This is a genomic window from Polaribacter sp. P097 (assembly GCF_036864555.1).
Classification (GTDB): domain Bacteria; phylum Bacteroidota; class Bacteroidia; order Flavobacteriales; family Flavobacteriaceae; genus Polaribacter.
On sequence record NZ_JAZETJ010000002.1, the window covers coordinates 897,897 to 916,676 of the forward strand.

Here is an 18,780-nt window from a genome sequence, read left to right on the forward strand (position 1 = left end):
TTTTTTTTATGATTGTGAAATAACAATTGTTTGCAACGATTGCCCTTTTATATCTATGTTAATACTTTTATTATTTAGCATTAAACTTATCTTTTTATCTTTTTGTTTTTCATTAAAAACAACAACTGCAATAGAACCATCTGTATTTTTAGCAGCAGTAATCATTAAATCTTTATCTGAATGAGTTACCTCAAAAATTTTCGCTTCTGGCCTTATATATCTTGAAAAGTGAGTCATTACATAATATAAAGGTGTAAAATAAATTTCATCAGCATTTTCATCAACAATAATTGGTGCAACACACCAATTCTTAAACCAGTTTGGACCTCCTTGTTTGTTTAGAACCATGTTCCAATCTATCCAACCATCAACATAGTTATTTAAACAACCAATAATATCTCTTGCATATCTGTTAACTGGCGCGTATTTAGGATGCATTGGTTTGTCTTTTTCAGGAGCCCAATCCCAACCCCAATCTGTAGCTTCTTTAGACCAATACCAAGCATCATCTTTCCATTTTGGAATTTCAGAATCTACACAGGCTTCTGATTGAATTAAGTATTTATTTGGTGCTTTTTGATGAGCATACTGTAACTCATCTGGATAATAATGATAGGTACTTGCATACCAGTGAATAGCTGTACCATCAAAATAAGAAGAGGTTTCTTCGTTTTTGTACTGTGAGTCTACCCACTCTTTTAAATGTTCTCTATTTTGATCATATCCCAAAATTTTTACCTCAGGATAATCTTTTCTTAATTGTGGTCCTAAATGATTTTGCACAAAATTGGTCATTTCATCTGGAGTGTAGTGCATACTTTCCCAGTTATTACCATTCCCTAAAGGCTCATTTTCAACAGTAAACCCCCAAATATCAATTCCTACTTCTTTATAAGCTGATACATATTTTGAAAAGAATAAAGCCCAAGTGTCATGATATTCTGGTAATAATTTACCTCCTACATATTCCTTATTGTTCTTCATCCAAGGTGATGCTGTCCAAGGAGAAGATAAAATCTTGAATCCGTCTTTAGATACTTTCATGGCATCTTTAATCATCGGAATTATATCATCTAAATCTTCCTGAATGCTAAAATGCTCTAACTCCATATCATTTTCTACTGGAGCATAAGAATAGTTAGATAATGAAAAATCAGACGAATTCATATGAGTTCTTGTCAAAGAATACTTTGCTCCTGATTCACCAAAATAAGCTTCAATAATAGAATCTCTATTCTTTTTGCTTAAGCTATTCAAGAGATAAGCTGACGCTTCTGTAAAAGAACCACCAAAACCTGTAATAGTTTGTTTAGTTTGATTTGGTTTCAGGGTCACCTGAAATCGATTATCTGAAGTATTGTCTGATAAAGTTTCTAATGCTACTAAATTATTTCCAGCTACTGATGTTTCAAAAACTTGAACATCTAACACCTTAGAGTCATTATTGCAGCCTAATAGACTTATAGCAAATAACAAGAGGCAAACATTTTTACTAAATTTCATATTCTACTATTTTTTATAATCTGTGTTCGGTAAATTCACAGTTGACAAAAGCATATCTATATTGCCATTAAACGTTTTTTTAATAGGATGACCATCTCTTTTTAAATTGGCAAAGATTCCTTCATCTACTAAATCCCAAATTGGATATTTTGCCTCCCCTTTTAAGGTGAATAACCCAAAATGATTTTCTGAACCATTTTCATTTTTAGCATCTTTCCATTGTTCGTCAAAAGCTTCGAAATAAAAACATGATATTTGGTTTTTATTGGTCCAATCACGCATACTTTTATAATACAAACCTTGCTTGTATTCATCTGTAGCTCTAGAACCATTAAATCCATAATGGCCATTAGAAACTGTTGCCCAGCCAGATTCTCCTATATGAATTGTCTTTGTAGAATCGATTGATTTTACGTATTCAGACACATTTTGGTATTGATTTTTTGCAAAATTTAAAGCACGAACCATGGCTTTATCTACAATTTCTTGTTTAGATAATTTTTTATCGGCTTCTGGAGTAGTCCAAAAATCTGAATTATAATGGGTGTTATGATAAGGATAGGTATGCATAGAAACATAGTCTACAGCTCTAATTAATTGCCTTAAGTCTTCAGTTCTGTAGCTATCAGGACCACCACCCCAAGAAGAAAAATCATCAGAAGAAGTAATCCATAAATCTTTAGAAAGTTTACCATCTTTCTTTAATTGTTGCAAATGATTTACCCACTTTAAAATTACTTTTGGTTGCACATAATAGCTTGCAGCCCAATTAACCATAGCTTCATTACCTACTGCTATAATTTTAACAATGTCTGGATATTTATTTGCCAAAACTACAGCTCTTTCTATTTCACCTTCGTTTTGCGGACTTTCTTCATTGTGATTTGGAGCTTTGTCTGTCCAAGCATTTAAGCAATCTATCCAAGCACCCAACATTACATACATTTCAAACGAATCATCCTCTTTTTTTAGTTGATGAATAGCTTCTAATACAATAGATGCATGAGGGTATTGAGTTTGTAAATTGTAGGTTCTTATTATTCGAATACCCATTGCATGCAACAATTTCAAATCTTCTTTTAATTGTGTAATTGTTGGTTGAATTGTTCTTGATTTAGCTCTATAGCCCCCATAAGAAATTGCTAAATATTTAGGGTTACCCAAAATATCTTTAGCTTTAAGGTTTACTTCTTTTTTTTGTTGTAAACCTGAACTCTCTTTCGATCTTACTTCGTTTTTACAAGAAGATAATATCAAAATAAGACCACAAAAAACATATGTAAATAAGCTATTCTTCATTCAATTATTTTGTAATAAATACTTCTATTTGTTGTACTTTATTTGTTCTATTAAACAATTCATTACTTGTAGCCTCATCTAAAGCTAAAGCATTAAAGACTTTTTTATCTCCAGAAACAAAAGTGATTTCAATTTTTTCTTCTTCCGAAATTGTATACAAAATTGGTACTTGACAGTAAGTAAAACACAATTGATTTTTCCTTACCTCTATAGCTTCTTCTGTATTTGCTACTGAAATATAATTAAACGTTTTTGCTTCTGTTAAAAACTCAGATTCTTTTAATAATCTTGGTTTAAATACAATTTTACCATCGTTCACAAAAACACCCAATTCACCAAATCTACTTAACAAATCTTCTTTTACTTGACCTGTCATTCCTGGTTGTTGAGCTCCTTTATTTGCTGGAGTATGTGAATAAGCATCTGTAGGAAAAGCACCATATAAATCTGGAGATTTATGAACACCAATCCCTGCATTTATTTCATAATAATGATCTAACAATCTTCCAATTACTTTTTCATCTTCATTAGAATTAATAGCTAGTAAACAGTTTTCTTGAACAGCTAAAAGCAATTTAGAAACCATGTGCCAATAAATTGAGCCTAAACCTTCGTAGCCAAAGAAGGTTCCTGATCTACCTGTAAAACTTTTGTGATCGAAAATTTCTTCAAAAACGCCTAAAACATAATCTTGCTCTTTAACCACCAATTCTTGATATGACTCTGGTAAATTTTTAAAAGCTTCTTTTAAACTATCTGCATTATTGAAATTACCATTAAAATGATAATTACCTAAAGCATCTTTTTCTATAACTTCTTTATTATTATCATTAACCAAAGTTTGCAATAACTCAGAGTTATCCACTTTGTTATTTGGTATGTTATTCTTTTTTGTAAATCTTGGTAACTCTTTATTTGGATATAAAATATAACTGTATTGATCATCTCTAAACAAAGCAGATGCCTTTAAACCATCTAATAAATCTAGCGCTTGTTTTGGAGATAAATAACCAGAACTCAATACAGAAACTTGCCCTTCTAACATTTCAGATAAATAAGATATAGAAACCTCTTTATCATTTTCTAACGTCATTAAATTATAAGCATGATACATATTATCGCTCCTCTTATTCGCTCTAATGCTATGCTCTAAGTACTCATTTGTTATTTTTAAGAAATGTGCTAAATCATTTTTAGATAGCGTTGTTTTTTCTGTAGAAAAACCGTCTTTATACACTTTTAAGCGATAATCACTAGCAGGATTTCCTAAGCCATCTAAAACTCTTTTTCTATCCATATCAGAAACACTTGAATCTAATATGCTCTGATTATTAATTAGTGTAGAAACCACTTCGTTAAATAAGGTTGCAACTTCTTCAGAAATTTGAACTTCATTAGATGTGGCATCACTTAAAACACCCTCAAAGAAATTGATGAACCTTCTTAAGTAGAATAAAGTTACCATAGATACACCATTACCTACTAAAGCATTATTGGCATCATTCCATTCTGGTCTTTGTGTGTTTAACCAAATACCTCCTTCAGGTATAAAGTTTGAAACCTTTGCTAATATTGTTACTAATAGTTTTTCTATTAGATTCACTTTATAAGGCTGATTATTTTTATCTCTTAAAAGAGAACCATCTGCACCTATTTCTGCTCTTCTTTCTTCTATTTTTTCGTTTAATCTATGATCAAAATCAATAGTATCTTTTGGATTCTTTAAAATATCGCTAAACGATTTTATTTTATATGGAACGTTAGCATAAACAAATATATCATCGTTAAATAGTGATGCTAATTTAGATGGATAATGTTTTTCTATAAATTCTAAGAATTTTAATAGATAGATAATTTGGTGATCTCCCCAATAACCTATGTAAGACCAAGGATCATTCTCTTCAATTACCTCCCAATCAAAACCATCTTTAGTAACTCTGTAAGGATTGTACCCCTCAAAAGTAGTTGCGTTTAAAAACTTATGAATCATACTCTCAATAAACTGAGGGTAAGAATGTGCTAATGCTTCCCAGTTTTGGAAAATATCTCTCCAGTTACCTTCATAGTCTAAAACCTTAGAACCATCTATTTCACTTTTGGTGTTGATTGAAAACCTGTTCCAAGGTCTACTTGGGTCACCATGTCTTCTACTAAATTTTAATGGTAAGTATTCTAAACAAAGTCTTTTAAAATCTTTGTTAGCATCATTATCTGCTAATTCTTTAATATGTTGTAATGAAAAAGTTTCAGGTAAATTGGCTAATAAATCAGCTTTAAGTTCACTTAATGGCTTGTTTGCTTTTGTTAGATAGGTTACAAAATCATCTTTTTCGATGGTATAATTGTCATCAAAAATCCCACCTCTCATTATATTGAAAAGCGTATTCGAAAAATGTCTTGTATTCACAAGAGCATCATTAGATAGTTGCAATCCGTCTGAAGCTGCAGCTAATTTTATCAAATTTTCTGTACCTGAATTAATGCTTTGCTGTAAGATATCAGTTACATCTTTATCACTTTTAATCAGCTCAGAAATCCGAACAACATCAGAAACAGTTTGGTTTACGTTTGCAACCAATAACCAAGATTTTTCTGAGTTTCCAGTAACAGAAATTGAACTATTTAATAAGTAAGCACCTTTTTCTGCCTTAACATCTATCTCTTCTTTAAGGTCAATACCTCTTCTAAAATTGTTTAATTGTAATGAACACAATAAGTGTTTCGGATTCTCTAACCCTAAAGACCAAATTAAATTTGCTTTTAAGGCTTCACTAGGTTCTGCTTTATCTACAATTATAGCACTTAAACTAAAAATACCTAAACCAGAATCTTTTTCTAGTTCGCATTTTTTATAAGCATCGACTAAATTACTACGAATACCTTGAATATCTGAACCTACTCCATAAGGTATAACATCTTGTACACCATCTAATAAAGAAACTTCTAAATTATCTGAAGAATTATTTGCAAAAGTTGCTTTTCTTACAAAACCAAATTCATCACTTGAGTTCCATTCATATTTGAATGAAACTTCTAAATCCTCGTTTATTTCTTCAAAAATAACTTTGTTACCGTAAATGTTTTTGTAAATATTTCTTTTGATATTGTAGATTCCTGCTTGTCTCTCAGAAAATGGTTCCCACAAGTTTTTCTTACCATTTTTAGTAATATGAAATATACTTTTACAACCTGTAGTTTCTGCTAAATCTGTAATCTTATCATCTGTATAATAAGGAAAAAGTGCATATTCTGCATTTTTTCTACCAGCAGTAAGACCACCATTACTTGAAATAAACATCCAATGATTTGAGTCTGAAACAATCGTCATAAAAAAAGGACGCATTGTGTGACTATTAGAAATTTTGTAATAAGATTCGTTGGCTAAGGTTACTAATTCACCTTTAACTTGAGGGTTTAAATCTGTATTCATATAATTAGTATAAATATATTTTTATATTGGTTGTTTATTGTTTTTGTGTAATTTCTAAAAGCTTTTTATTCGCTAAGCCTTTTTTAAGCGCTTTCTTTTGATTTATTTTACAAATCTTACGCTCTATTTTTTTTACTGATATTCCTTTACTAAAAGGATTAATTTGATGTGCTTGCTGCAATACATAGTAGGCTGCTCTTGGGTATAATTGATACAAACCTTCCTCATTAGAAGAACCTTTGGCAGCAATTCCAAACCATTCCTCATTCATATTTGGACTATTATTTTTAGTATCTAATGTATAGCCATTATTTGTCCAATTTGCTTCTTCATCATGCTTATCTAAATTGATAGTTTGACCAAGTTTCCACCAACCATCACTAAATTGAAAAGTGAACCCTCCAATAGAATTTCCCGATTTTCCTAAACCATAAGCATTTGCATAAATTTCTTTCCAGTTTTCTAAAACATAAAAAGATTGCATTTGTTGATCTTCTTTTTTCTCAAGTGCATTAAAAGCATCTACACCAAATTCTGTAAACAGAATTGGCTTGTTCAATTTATTTTTCACTTCTTCAAAAGCATCTCCAAACGATTTTCCTCTGTACATATTTGTACCATAGATATCTACATCTGGGCACTCATCTGCTATAATATCCACAAATAAAAGATCTCCATTGCACATGGCTACTGGATGATTTTTATCTATTTGTTTCATTAACAATGCAGCTTCATTGAAAAGTTTGTACATAGGTCTACCTCGTTTTTCACCCATCACTTTTTTCATTTCTGCATCATCAGGAAAGTCTTCTGTTTCTGCACCTGCCCAAAATAATCCGTAATTATTTTCATTACCTAAAAGATAAAGTAATAAGCCTTCTGTATTTTTATATTCGTTTGCAAGGCTAGATACTTCTTGCAACAGTAATTCTTTAGTAGCTTTATCTCTGTAGTCTGTAACTGGTTTATAAACTTCGTTTATAGTTACTCCATACCTACCAAAAGAATGGTTTAGCATTGTATAAATACCATATGTTTTATAGATATAAGAAATCCATTTAGGCTGAATTCCTGTGTAAACACGAATTGCATTTACCCCCATATCCTGTAATAAAGACATTTCACTTTCTAAGGCTTTTTTTATAAAATCGTCTGATTGATTCCATAAGCTAAATGAATAATTAGTACCAATAGGAATATAATCCCAGTTCATACCATTAATCATAAAATCTTTTCCATTCACTTTTAATTTCATTCCTATATCATTAGAAACAATTGAAACCTCTGTTTGCTTTTGTGCATTAGTTTGATACGCAAACAGACAAATAAGAAAGATTAATAAATACTTAGTTGATGTCTTCACGAAAATAAATAATTGTTATTCATTAAAGTTTTAAAAAATGAAACCAGCAAAAAAATTCTTTTACTGGTTTCGAACTTTCAATTAATTAATTCAAAATATTATTCTAAAGTGATAATGAACCACCAATCGAACTCTGCATTTCCATCAGTTGTTCTTAAAACCAATTCATTTGGAGTTCCTCTATCAAAAATTTCGTAATTATGACTACCACCAGTGTAATAACCTATAAATCCGTTTCCAGAAATGCTAATAGTTTCTACACCTCCAGGAGCTGTTAATGCATACGTTTCTGTATAATCTAAAAATGCATAGTTTTCAATATCTGCACCATTTGGAGTACCTGAAATATTTGGGCCTAAATCATTTACGATGTAAGGATCTCTACCAAAAATAGTTCCGTTTGTTACGTAAGAAAAAGTACCATCTGAAGAAAACGTAATTCTATCATCATACATACCAACACCTGTTTTTTCATCTGGACCTGCTCCATACCATTCTGCAATAGTACTACCTGCTACAGGACCTAAACCAAAATGTTTAGCTTTAGCAGCATGAACTTTCCAAGTTCTAGAAGTAACCGCAGTTGGATCTGCAGGGTCAAAACCAAATAATTTAGTTTTTAATTCTACAGGTGGTGCATAAGTTGATAAAACTTCTACATCTATAGATTTTGAAGTTGCAATACCTGCAGTACCTGTTGCAACAACAGTAACTGTATAAGTATTTAAACCTAACTCACTAAAGCTTATTGAAGTTTCACCTGATAATGCAACTACTTCTACACCATCATAAGAATATTTATAAGAAACTGCATTGTCTGCTGATGCTGAAAAGTTTACTACACCACTTCCATCTCCATTAGGATTAGCAGCATCTGCACCAACAATTTCTGCAGTAATCTGAATATTAGTTGGTGCTATAATCTCACCAAAAGAATATTCATCTTCTTGACATCCTATGAAAGTTACAATCATAGAAAGTAAAAATGTTTTTAAGAATATATTTTTTATGTTTTTCATAATTAAATTATTTAATTAATTCTTTAATTGTAATTCATCATAATAGTAAACAGAATCATCTCCTGCATTTCCAAAATCGAAGAAAATAACTACTCTTACATAATCACCTGCTGGAGCTCCACTAAAATCGTAAGTTAGCTCTTCCCAAGAACTAGCCACAGTAGTGTTTAAATCAACTTCATGGGTAATAGATGCATCTGCATTTTCTAACTTAAGTTTTACTTGAGCACCTGCTTTTGGAGACCAAGTTTTTACGCTTATAGAAGAATAGTTATCTAAATCTAAAGCTGAACCAACTTCAAAGAAAGTACCTGCCCAAATTTCTGAACCAGAAGTTTTTGTAAGCTTAGCTACATTTGCTGTTGTATTAACACCTGAAGCATCTGGGTTTGCAATAACCTCTGTTGCTGCAATATTACCAAATACTGTAAATGTTGGTGCAGTACCTTCAAAGTCTTGAAAAGTTAACCCTGCAGAAACACCAGAATCGTCTACTAAATTAATATCATCATAATAATACACAGAGTCATCACCTGCATTTCCAAAATCGAAGAATATTACTACTCTTACATAATCTGCAGCTGGTGCAGCACTAAAGTCATATAATAACTCTTCCCAAGTATTAGAAACTGTAGTATTCATATCTACTTCGTGAGTAATAGATGCATCTGCATTTTCTAGTTTTAATTTAACTTGAGCTCCTGTTTTTGGAGACCATGTTTTTACACTTATTTTACTGTAATTATTAAAATCTAAAGGTGTAGTTGTTTCAAAGAAAGTACCTGCCCAAATTTCTGAACCAGAAGTTTTTGTAAGCTTAGCTACATTTGCAGATGTATTAATACCTGAAGCATCTGGATTTGCAATAACTTCTGTTGCTGCAATATTACCAAATACTGTAAATGTTGGTGCATTACCTTCAAAATCTTGTACAGATGAAGTTACAATGCTAGAAGGTGCTTTGTAGAAATAAAAGTTATCTACATAAACATTACCAGAAATTCCATCTGAATCAATTAAGATTTGTGTAATTTTTTCTTTGTTAGCAAGGTTACCACCATCAAAACCAGTCATGTCAATATCTACACTTTGCCAAGATCCACCAACTGTAGTTCCTAAAGACTCAATATCTTCACCTCCATCAACTGTATTTACAATCTTTACGAACAATTCATTAGTAGTTCCTTCTGGAACCCAATAATCAATGTGCATCATTTCCATTCCAGAAAGATCAATTCCATTATCGTAGTTTGTAACTATTCCTAAAAAGTCTAAGGCTGTAAGTTTCCAAACATTATCTGAAGCAATAGAAATTGCCTCAAAATTACCTGCAGACCAAGTTGTTGGTAACTCATTTAAAGTTACATCTGTATAAACATCACTAAAAATAGATACAACATCTGAATCATTTCTTGCAGGAGCAACAGGTGCTGCTTCTGTTGGTGCAAGAATTTCTGTTACTTCGAAATCTACTGCAAAATCTGTAGTTGCAATTGCACCACCTTTTGCTGTAACTACAACAGAATATGTTCCTGGAGCAGCATAAACGTAAGAAATAGTCTCGCCTATGTTACCTGTAACTACTGGTTGAGAAACACCTGTTTCACCAGAATTAAATTCGAACATCGCAGCAAAATCTGCAGTAGCTGTAATATTAACTTGTTTAGAAACTGCAACATCATTTTCTAAAACCACCACTAAATTTTGAGGTGCTTGAAATGAAACTACTAATTGTTGAACTGTTTCTACCACATCTCCTGCTAAGTTAGAAGCTGCTATAACTACTTGATATGTACCTTCTGCATAAATGTGTTCTACACTTTCTCCTTGACTTAATGTGGCTGAATCTGAATTATCACCAAAGAAAACCTCGAAACTAACAGCTCCTTGTGCTGTTGGAGTAATTGTTACAGAACCTGTATTGTCTTGTGTAATTGCATAACTAGCAGTAACCTCTGTTGGAGGAGCCATATTATCTGCAAAAGACGTGTCTCTTAAATCTTCTTCACAGGCAACAACCACCAATAATAGAAAGAAGAATTTATAAATATTTTTCATTTTTTTCATTCTTGTAATTTTTTAATAATTAGGATTTTGTGACCAACGATCTCCTGCCAATTGAATTTCAATTGCTGGTATTGGAAAAACTTCATGCTTGCCAGTTACGAATCCGTTTATTGATTGTGCAGCTCTACCTGTTCTTACCAAATCAAAAAATCTATGACCTTCACCCACTAATTCAGTTCTTCTTTCCTCTAAAATATTATTGTACAGGTTATCTCCTGTTGCAACAATATTTCTAGTAGCGTTTCCAAAAGCTCTTTCTCTTACTCTGTTTAAGTAAGCTTGCGCTTTAGTATCATCTGGAGTAGAGCTTCTATTAAAAGCTTCTGCTGCCATTAACAATACATCTGCAAAACGAATTGCTCTATAGTTGTTTGGATTTGTTAAGTTTCTATCTCCTTGAGCGTTAGAACTTCTAGTTCTTGGTAAATACTTTCTATTAAAATATCCTGTATGCTCATATCCTTCACCAAAAGTAGCTCCTGTAGAAGCTGCCCAAGCATTAATATCTAAAATGGCAACATCTCTTCTTAAATCTCCTGCTTCAAATGCATCATAAGCTTCTTGAACTGGCACGTTAAAGCTAAATCCTGATGAAAACTCTGGACCTGTGTAGTTTCTAATTCCGCTAAAACCTACTGCTACATTACCTTCTGAACACTGTAAACAGCCAAAACCTGCTCCTTGACCTTCAAAATACTGAACTTCGAATACTGATTCTATATTGTTTTCTCCAGCTTCTTCAAAAATGGTATTGTAATCTGTTACTAAATCATATGGACCATTTAAAATTAAATCGTCTAAAACAGTAGCAGCTTCATCGTATTTTTGTTGAAATAAATAGATTTTACCTAATAAAGCTTGTGCAGCTCCTTTAGTTACCCTGCCTGCTTGAGTTTGCACGTAAGGTAAATTTGCAGCAGCAAAAGTTAAATCTGCTTCTAATTGCGTATAAATTTCTGCTTTTGGAGTTCTATCAATTGTAAATTGCTCTCCAAACTCGATTCTTTTATCTACTGATAAAGGCACATCTCCAAACCACTTCACTAATTCAAAATAATAGTAAGCTCTTAAAAATGTAGCTTCTGCTATTACTTGCTCCTTACCAACAAAATCAGTTTTATCTTTAAATTCTAAGATATAGTTTGCTCTGTTAACTCCTGCATACATCCAGCTCCAGATATCTCTTAACTGCACGTTTTGTGGAGTATGAACCATATCATCTACTTCCTGAATACCTAAAACGTCTGTAGCACTCTCACCACCTGCTAAGGTATTGTCTGAAGCAATTTCACCTAACATTACATTTAAGTAGCTTGATTGTAACATATCATAAGCACCAATTAAGGCATTTTGATAATCTTCTTCTGAATTAAAGAAATCTTCTGAATTATCTCCTGTAGGTTGTACATCTACAAAATCATCACTACAAGAAATAGTTACTGCTAGAAATAAAATTGCGACTAAATATTTTTTTATGTTTATTGTTTTCATCTTATATCTAATTAAAAGTTAACATTCATTCCGAATAAAAATGTTCTTGGACTTGGGTAAAAACCTTGATCTATACCACCACCAATTGGAGCTCCATTTGATGTTGTTGGATCATAACCTTTGTATTTAGTAAGTGTAAATAAGTTACTAGCAGAAACATAGAATCTAAGTTTATTGAACTGTAGTTTTTCTAAAGCTGCATCTCCTACACTATATCCTAATTGTACACTTTGTAATCTTAAAAATGAACCATCTTCTACAAAGAAATCTGAGAATAAGTTGTTACCAGTAGCACCTGTTGTAACTCTTGGTACTGTATTACTTGTTCCAGGACCTGTCCATCTATCTAAGAAATAAGTGGCTCTGTTAGTTAATGGTAGTGTTCTTTCGTAGTTCCTTACAATTTCGTTTCCTAATGAAGCGAATGCATAAGCATTAAAATCGAAATTTTTATAATTGAATGATAAGTTTAAACCCATTGTTACATCTGCAATAGGATCTCCTATATAAGTTCTATCATCAGCATCAATAACTCCATCACCATTTACATCTACAAATCTTAAATCTCCAGGTGCAGCATTTGTTTGTGTTGCGTGTGCATTAACATCTGCTTGTGTTTGGAATAAACCATCTGTTTGATAACCGTAGAAATAACCAATTGGAAAACCTGCCTCCATTCTTGAAGGTGGATCTTGACCTACACCAAATGAACCTCCTTCTATAATTCCTGTTGAATTACCTACAAAAGTTACATTGTTATCTAATGTTGTAAAGTTGTAATTTACGTTAAAATCGAAGTCTTCAGAAATTGATTCTCTATAGCCAATTGCAAATTCAAAACCTGAGTTTACAACTGTACCTGCATTTACAACAGGCACTGAAGAACCTGGAGCTGCAACACCAATAATACCTGATGTTTGTGCAGAAACTAATAAGTCTTCTGTTGTTTTCTTAAAGTAATCCATAGTAATGTTTACTTTATCAAATAATTCTAAATCAACTCCAATATCTAAAGGCTTTTGCTCCTCCCATTTAATTTCTGGATTTGCAATTGGCCCTAATGCAATACCTTGTGCTAATTGATTATCAAAAACATACTCTGCTTCTCCATTTAATACAGAAACAAATCTAAATCCTGGTATTCTATCATTACCAATAATACCATAACTTGCTCTCAACTTTAAGAAACTAATAATATCTGAATCTTGTAAGAAATCTTCTTCTGAAGCTACCCAACCTAAAGATGCTGTTGGGAAGAATCCAAATTTGTTTTTCGGACCAAAATTAGTAGAACCATCTCTTCTTAAAACTGCAGAGAATAAGTATTTGCTATCATAAGCATATTGTAATCTTGTAAAGTATGATAATAATCTACTATCATACACTAAATTATCTCCATTATTATTGTTTCTAAAAATTTCTAAACCATCTCCATTTAAAACAGGAGTTCCAATAATTACGCTATTCAAATCATCTCCTTCTGCATTACTTGTTAAAATGGTTTGGAATCTACCAGTAGTTTTAAACACAGAAGTACCAATCATCGCTTTTACACTATGTACATCATTGTATACCCTTTCGTAATTGATAAAAGCATCGAAAGTATAATCAAAAAAGCTTTGGCTAAAATCTGTAAACGTTCCTAAATCAACATTAAATACATTGTTGTTACCAAAATTAGCTACCTTATTATAAGTATTTGCAGTAGAAACTGCATAATTTGCTTGATATCTAGTTTCTGCTGTGAAATAATTTAAAAACTTATAGCTTAAACCATAACTACCAGAAATTTTATTTACCCAAGTTCTATTATTCGCATTGTCTATTTGCGCTAATGGGTTTGCTACTTCTATACCTGTACCAATTGCTGGAGGCAAAGAAAAATTACCACTACTATCTCTAACAGAAGTAGTTGGTGGCATATTTAAAGCATTAAATAAGATAGATCCTAAAGCATTTTCTATTAAATTCTTCTTATTTGTATTTGTGTAAATAGTAGAAGAAGTAAATTTTAGATTATCTGTTAAGTCAGTATCAAAATTAAAACGAATATTTCTTCTGTTGAAGTTAGCTTTACTACCACCTACAATACCATCTTGACTGGTAACTGAAAGCCCTAAAGAATACGTAGATTTTTCTGTACCTTTATTTAAGGTGTAGTCTATACTATAAATTGGTGCTGTTTCAAACACAGCATTTTGCCAATCTGTACCTTGCCCCAAACCACTTACAGTAGCAAATGGCAAAGCTTCACCATTTGCAGCATAAGCTTCATTAGCTAGCAAAGCATATTCTGTTGCATTTAAAAGAGGGATTTCTCTTGTTGTATTTTGAAATCCTGCAGAAATATTTAATATAGATTGGAAATCTGTATTTTTTCTTCCTGACTTAGTTTTTACCAATATAACTCCGTTTGCAGCACGAACACCGTAAATACCTGCAGACGCATCTTTTAAAATATTTATAGATTCAATATCTGATGGATTCACCACACTTAAATCTTCTATAACCCTACCATCTAAAAGAATTAAAGGTCTACTGTCTCCATTTGTAGAAACCCCTCTAATTCGAATGTTAGAACCAGCACCTGGTGAACCTGAAGATTGTGTAATATTTACACCTGCAACTTGCCCTTGTAAAGCTTGCTCAATTCTTGTAGGATTTAAATCTTCAATAGTAGCACTAGAAACTACAGATACTGCACCAGTAACTTCTTTTTTACTTTGAGTACCATACCCTATTACTACAATCTCATCTAAAGATTCTGTAGCTTGAGATAAGAAAACATCTATTGTTTCTTGATTTACTACAACTTCTTTTACCTCATAGCCTAAATAATTATAAACTAAAACTGCTCCGCTTTTTACGTTAGCAAGACTATATACACCATCAAAATCTGTTTGCGTACCTATAGTGGTTCCTTTAATACTTATACTTACACCTGGCAAAACATCACCATTCGAAGCATCTTTTACAACACCTCTCACACTCATCGTTTGCGACTGCATCAAAAACGGTGATAAGAAAAGGAGTAACAATATTATCTTTTTACTCATAAACAAAAATTTAGTTATTTATAATTATGTTTTTTGTAAAATTAGGGTTAATAATTTGTTATTATCGTAAAATAAACCTCAACAAAAAACATACATCGCATCAAACAGCTGCTATACTTAAGAAAATGGATTTTTAAAAAAGTAATTTTAACACTCTCAAAACCAGTATAATTTAAAATGTTGTGGTAATGTTGTGTCTCTTTTTAGTTATATATAGGTATTATATTTCCAGAATATAGTTTGTTAAGTTTGCATCATGAGGCAAATTGATCTTTTTTCGAAGTCGATAACGTTTCACCTCTACACTTCTTGGAGATATATTTAAAAGAGGTGCAATCTCTTTAGATGATAGGTTTAATCTAAGGTAAGCACACAGTCTTAAATCATTTGGAGTTAACTCAGGATGTTTTGCCTTTATCTTTTTCAGAAACTTTTTATCGGCATTATTAAACGCTTCTTGAAACATTTTCCAATCGTCTGTATTGTTTAGGTTTTTATCTATAAATTTTATAACCTTTGGAATTCCTGAATTTCCATTAGCAGTAAGTTCTTGTTTAATAGTATTTAAGAATTCGTTCTTTTTAATAATACTCATTGTAGATGTAGCCAACTCTCTATTTTTGCTCTCTATATTACTTCTTAACTTATCATTGTTTAGCTTAATAATTTTCTGAGAAGATTCTAATTCTTTCAGTTCTAACTCAATTCTAGCCTTTTCTATAAGCTCTTCTCTTTGCTTTTTGTAGTATCTTTTAGAGAATAAATGCAGCACATAAAGAAAAATTAAAAATAGAATAACATAAAATAAAATCAATGCATTTGAAAAATACCAAGGCTTTAAAACTTCGAAAGAATAGCTTGCTATATTTTCACTCAATTTACCATCTATTGAAGCTCTGACCTTAAAATTATAATCACCTGCATCTAAATTTTTGAAAAGAAAATTATTACTATCTGAAAGTGAACTCCATTTTGTATTTAAACCCTCTAATTTGTATTGATACTTTACTGAAGAACTTTTACTATAATTAGGAACACTGTAGAAAAACTGAAAACTATTTTGTTTTTTATTGAATGTTTGATTTTCTGACAACGTTACTAACTCCTGTGGAGCATCTATTTCATTGTTTAAAATTTTATTTATAGCTATATAGAACTTAGAAGGTTCTTTTACCAAGTTTAAATCGATGATTAAATACCCTTCTGTTGTACCTACTAAATAAACTTTATCTTTTAAGTTTAATAAATTTTCAAAACCAGAAGCACCTTTAAATAAAGAACCTTTTGCAGATATTATTTCTAAATCTGGTTGATTACTAAATTTTCCAGGAATTAGGTATCTGATATCATCTTTTGTAAAAGACCAAAGTTTATTGTTAGCCTTATCATTAATTAATTTTGCAGATAAAAATTTACCTTTTGGTATTAACTGGCTATAAATTGAATCTCTTAGAAATTTATCTTGTTTCTTATCATATTTATAAACTCCGTTTTTACTTGAGTAAAGAATGGAATTATTATATTTTATTAAACTAGAATGAATCCCCTTTTCTACAGAATTATCTTTTACTATTTTATTAATCTTCTCTAAACTCTCATCTACATTTAATTTAAAAACCCCCTTGTATTCATGGTTAACAAATATTCGATCCTTATCAACCAGCTCAAAGTACCTACTAGAATTTGAAAATCCTTGAATTTTATTCTTTAGAAGCCAATTTCCTTTATCGTATTGAATAACATATAAACCCTCGTAATTCCCTAATATGAGCTTGGTTTCATCTACTTGTTTTAATCTCCAAGAACCAAATGTTCCTTCAATCATTTTAGCTTTGTTAATTTTAATAACAAAGGTTCCTGAATCATGATTACAGAATAGTGTTTCATTGAATTCCTGTAAACTCCATACTTGACCTTGTGTATTTTCGACAAGCATGAAGGGATCTCTAGAGTCCTTCTTTTTCGAATACAAACCTTGATTTGTGCCAATATACAGGTAATCTTTATGAATGATGGAAGCATAAATTGTACCCCAAAAGTTTTCATTTTTTAAGTACTGTCTGAAAGGAGATTTTAAGTTGATAGAGTTTATACCATTATCTAAACCAAGCCAGATATTATTATCTACATCTTCAAAAGTAGATAGTACTGTATTGTTACTTAAGCCAACATCTTGAGTAATATGATACAACAGATTACCAGCTTTATCAATTTTAATAATTCCGCTAGAAATTGTACCCAGAATTAAATTACCATTTTCTAATTGTTTTGCACTATAAATTGTTTTAGAGGTTAACAGTGCATCTGAACTTGTAGACCATTTTTTAAGCACATCTTTCTCTAAATAATAAAAGCCATCTTTTTGAGTCACGAAAAATAAACCATCTTCTTTCTTTAAAATTTCTACTACCCTACTTTCTTTAAGAATGATATTATCTGCAATTAATTTTGGCTGGCCATTTTCAATTACAAAAATACCTTTGCCTAATTCTTGAAAATAAATTCTGTTTTCTACCCTTGAAATTTTTAAAATACTATCAGTTGCATTTATTATTTTATATTCTCCAGTTTCAATGTTGTATAGGTAAATTCTTTCGAGCGATTTAAAAATCATCCAACCATCTAACTCACAAATTTCCCAAATTTGCTCATCTTCTAACATGGTGATTTTGTTGTCTTCTACAATAGAAGAATATTGTAATTGCCCAAATTCATCTTTCTGCCAAAAACCAAAATCCATATACAAACCTGTATAAATCAAATTATCATGACATTTTACAGAACGCATAATGGTTTCATTTGGAGAAGCATACAACTGCCAAGAAGCTCCATTAAACTCTAATAAACCTTTATTGTTAGCTACATAAATATATTTATTGGCACTTTGAGAAATTGCCCAATTCTGATTTTCTGCTCCGTAATTTTCTGGTGTAAAAATATTTATAGGCGGAATTTCTTGAGCATAACTATTAAAAGAAGCAAAAAATATAGAAATAATAAAAATTCTTAAAATTTTTGACATAATAGTTTTGTTTGGTTACGAATTTAGTGAATTTATTATAATGTATAGTTCATCATTAAAAATGTATAGGAATAGAATTGCATAGAATAATTATTGATAATGTAAGTATCAATATTATTAATCTCTAATTTATTATGTCATCTCATTTAATTACTTAATTTTATAGCAGATTAATATATTGAATGAATTTTATTAAGAATATAGGTAGAGCAAACTTATTGATGCTGTTGTTATGCTTACTAATAATTATAGTTGCAGAGTATCTTTTTTTAACTGGTGATAAATTACATGGAATCTTTTTGGGGCTTTGGGCTCCAACATTATTAGGTGTTTTAATTTACCTAAAACTTATTAAGAATGAGCGCAGATGATATAGTGTTATACTTTTCTCTTTTTGTAGGGGTTTGCGTTATTCTGTGGGCCTTTTTTATGATAAGAGAGTTTGATAGAGTAAGAAAAAACTAATTACTTTTTATATACTAAAAAAGCGACTGTCTAAAATTAGATAGTCGCTCTTTTGTTTTCTAGTA

Annotated in this window: 10 protein-coding genes; 1 reads left to right on the forward strand and 9 read right to left on the reverse strand. The window is 31.1% G+C overall.

From position 1 onward, the window contains the following. Positions 1-6: 6 nt before the first annotated feature. From V7R38_RS11455 to V7R38_RS11495, 9 genes are all read right to left on the reverse strand, one after another. Entirely contained in the window at positions 7-1,503 is a 1,497-nt protein-coding gene (locus V7R38_RS11455) for a glycoside hydrolase family 30 protein (protein WP_334058552.1), read from the reverse strand. Positions 1,504-1,509: 6 nt separating this feature from the next. Then, positions 1,510-2,802 carry a glycosyl hydrolase family 17 protein gene (locus V7R38_RS11460; protein ID WP_334058554.1) on the reverse strand — a complete coding sequence of 431 codons (1,293 nt, stop codon included), beginning with the start codon at positions 2,800-2,802 and terminating at the stop codon, positions 1,510-1,512. A gap of 4 nt (positions 2,803-2,806) precedes the next feature. Then, the gene (locus V7R38_RS11465) at positions 2,807-6,232 is read right to left on the reverse strand and encodes a hypothetical protein (protein WP_334058555.1); all 3,426 of its coding nucleotides are present in this window, start codon (positions 6,230-6,232) and stop codon (positions 2,807-2,809) included. A 34-nt stretch (positions 6,233-6,266) separates the two neighbouring features. Then, positions 6,267-7,595 (reverse strand): glycoside hydrolase family 2 TIM barrel-domain containing protein, encoded by a 1,329-nt coding sequence (locus tag V7R38_RS11470; RefSeq protein WP_334058557.1) that lies wholly within the window; start codon positions 7,593-7,595, stop codon positions 6,267-6,269. 98 nt (positions 7,596-7,693) lie between these two features. Continuing rightward, positions 7,694-8,614 carry a glucan endo-1,3-beta-D-glucosidase gene (locus tag V7R38_RS11475; protein WP_334058559.1) on the reverse strand — a complete coding sequence of 307 codons (921 nt, stop codon included), beginning with the start codon at positions 8,612-8,614 and terminating at the stop codon, positions 7,694-7,696. Between the two features lie 15 nt (positions 8,615-8,629). After that, positions 8,630-10,681 carry a PKD domain protein gene (locus V7R38_RS11480; protein WP_334058561.1) on the reverse strand — a complete coding sequence of 684 codons (2,052 nt, stop codon included), beginning with the start codon at positions 10,679-10,681 and terminating at the stop codon, positions 8,630-8,632. 12 nt (positions 10,682-10,693) lie between these two features. Then, positions 10,694-12,172 (reverse strand): RagB/SusD family nutrient uptake outer membrane protein, encoded by a 1,479-nt coding sequence (locus V7R38_RS11485; protein ID WP_334058563.1) that lies wholly within the window; start codon positions 12,170-12,172, stop codon positions 10,694-10,696. A gap of 11 nt (positions 12,173-12,183) precedes the next feature. Further along, positions 12,184-15,228: a SusC/RagA family TonB-linked outer membrane protein gene (locus V7R38_RS11490; RefSeq protein ID WP_334058566.1), complete on the reverse strand. Its 3,045-nt coding sequence runs from the start codon at positions 15,226-15,228 to the stop codon at positions 12,184-12,186. 220 nt (positions 15,229-15,448) lie between these two features. Continuing rightward, entirely contained in the window at positions 15,449-18,250 is a 2,802-nt protein-coding gene (locus tag V7R38_RS11495; protein WP_334058568.1) for a helix-turn-helix and ligand-binding sensor domain-containing protein, read from the reverse strand. A 182-nt stretch (positions 18,251-18,432) separates the two neighbouring features. Here V7R38_RS11495 and V7R38_RS11500 point away from each other — a divergent pair, with 182 nt between their 5' ends. Further along, positions 18,433-18,621, forward strand: coding sequence for a hypothetical protein (locus tag V7R38_RS11500; RefSeq protein ID WP_041383244.1), 189 nt, complete (start codon positions 18,433-18,435; stop codon positions 18,619-18,621). Positions 18,622-18,780: the final 159 nt, after the last annotated feature.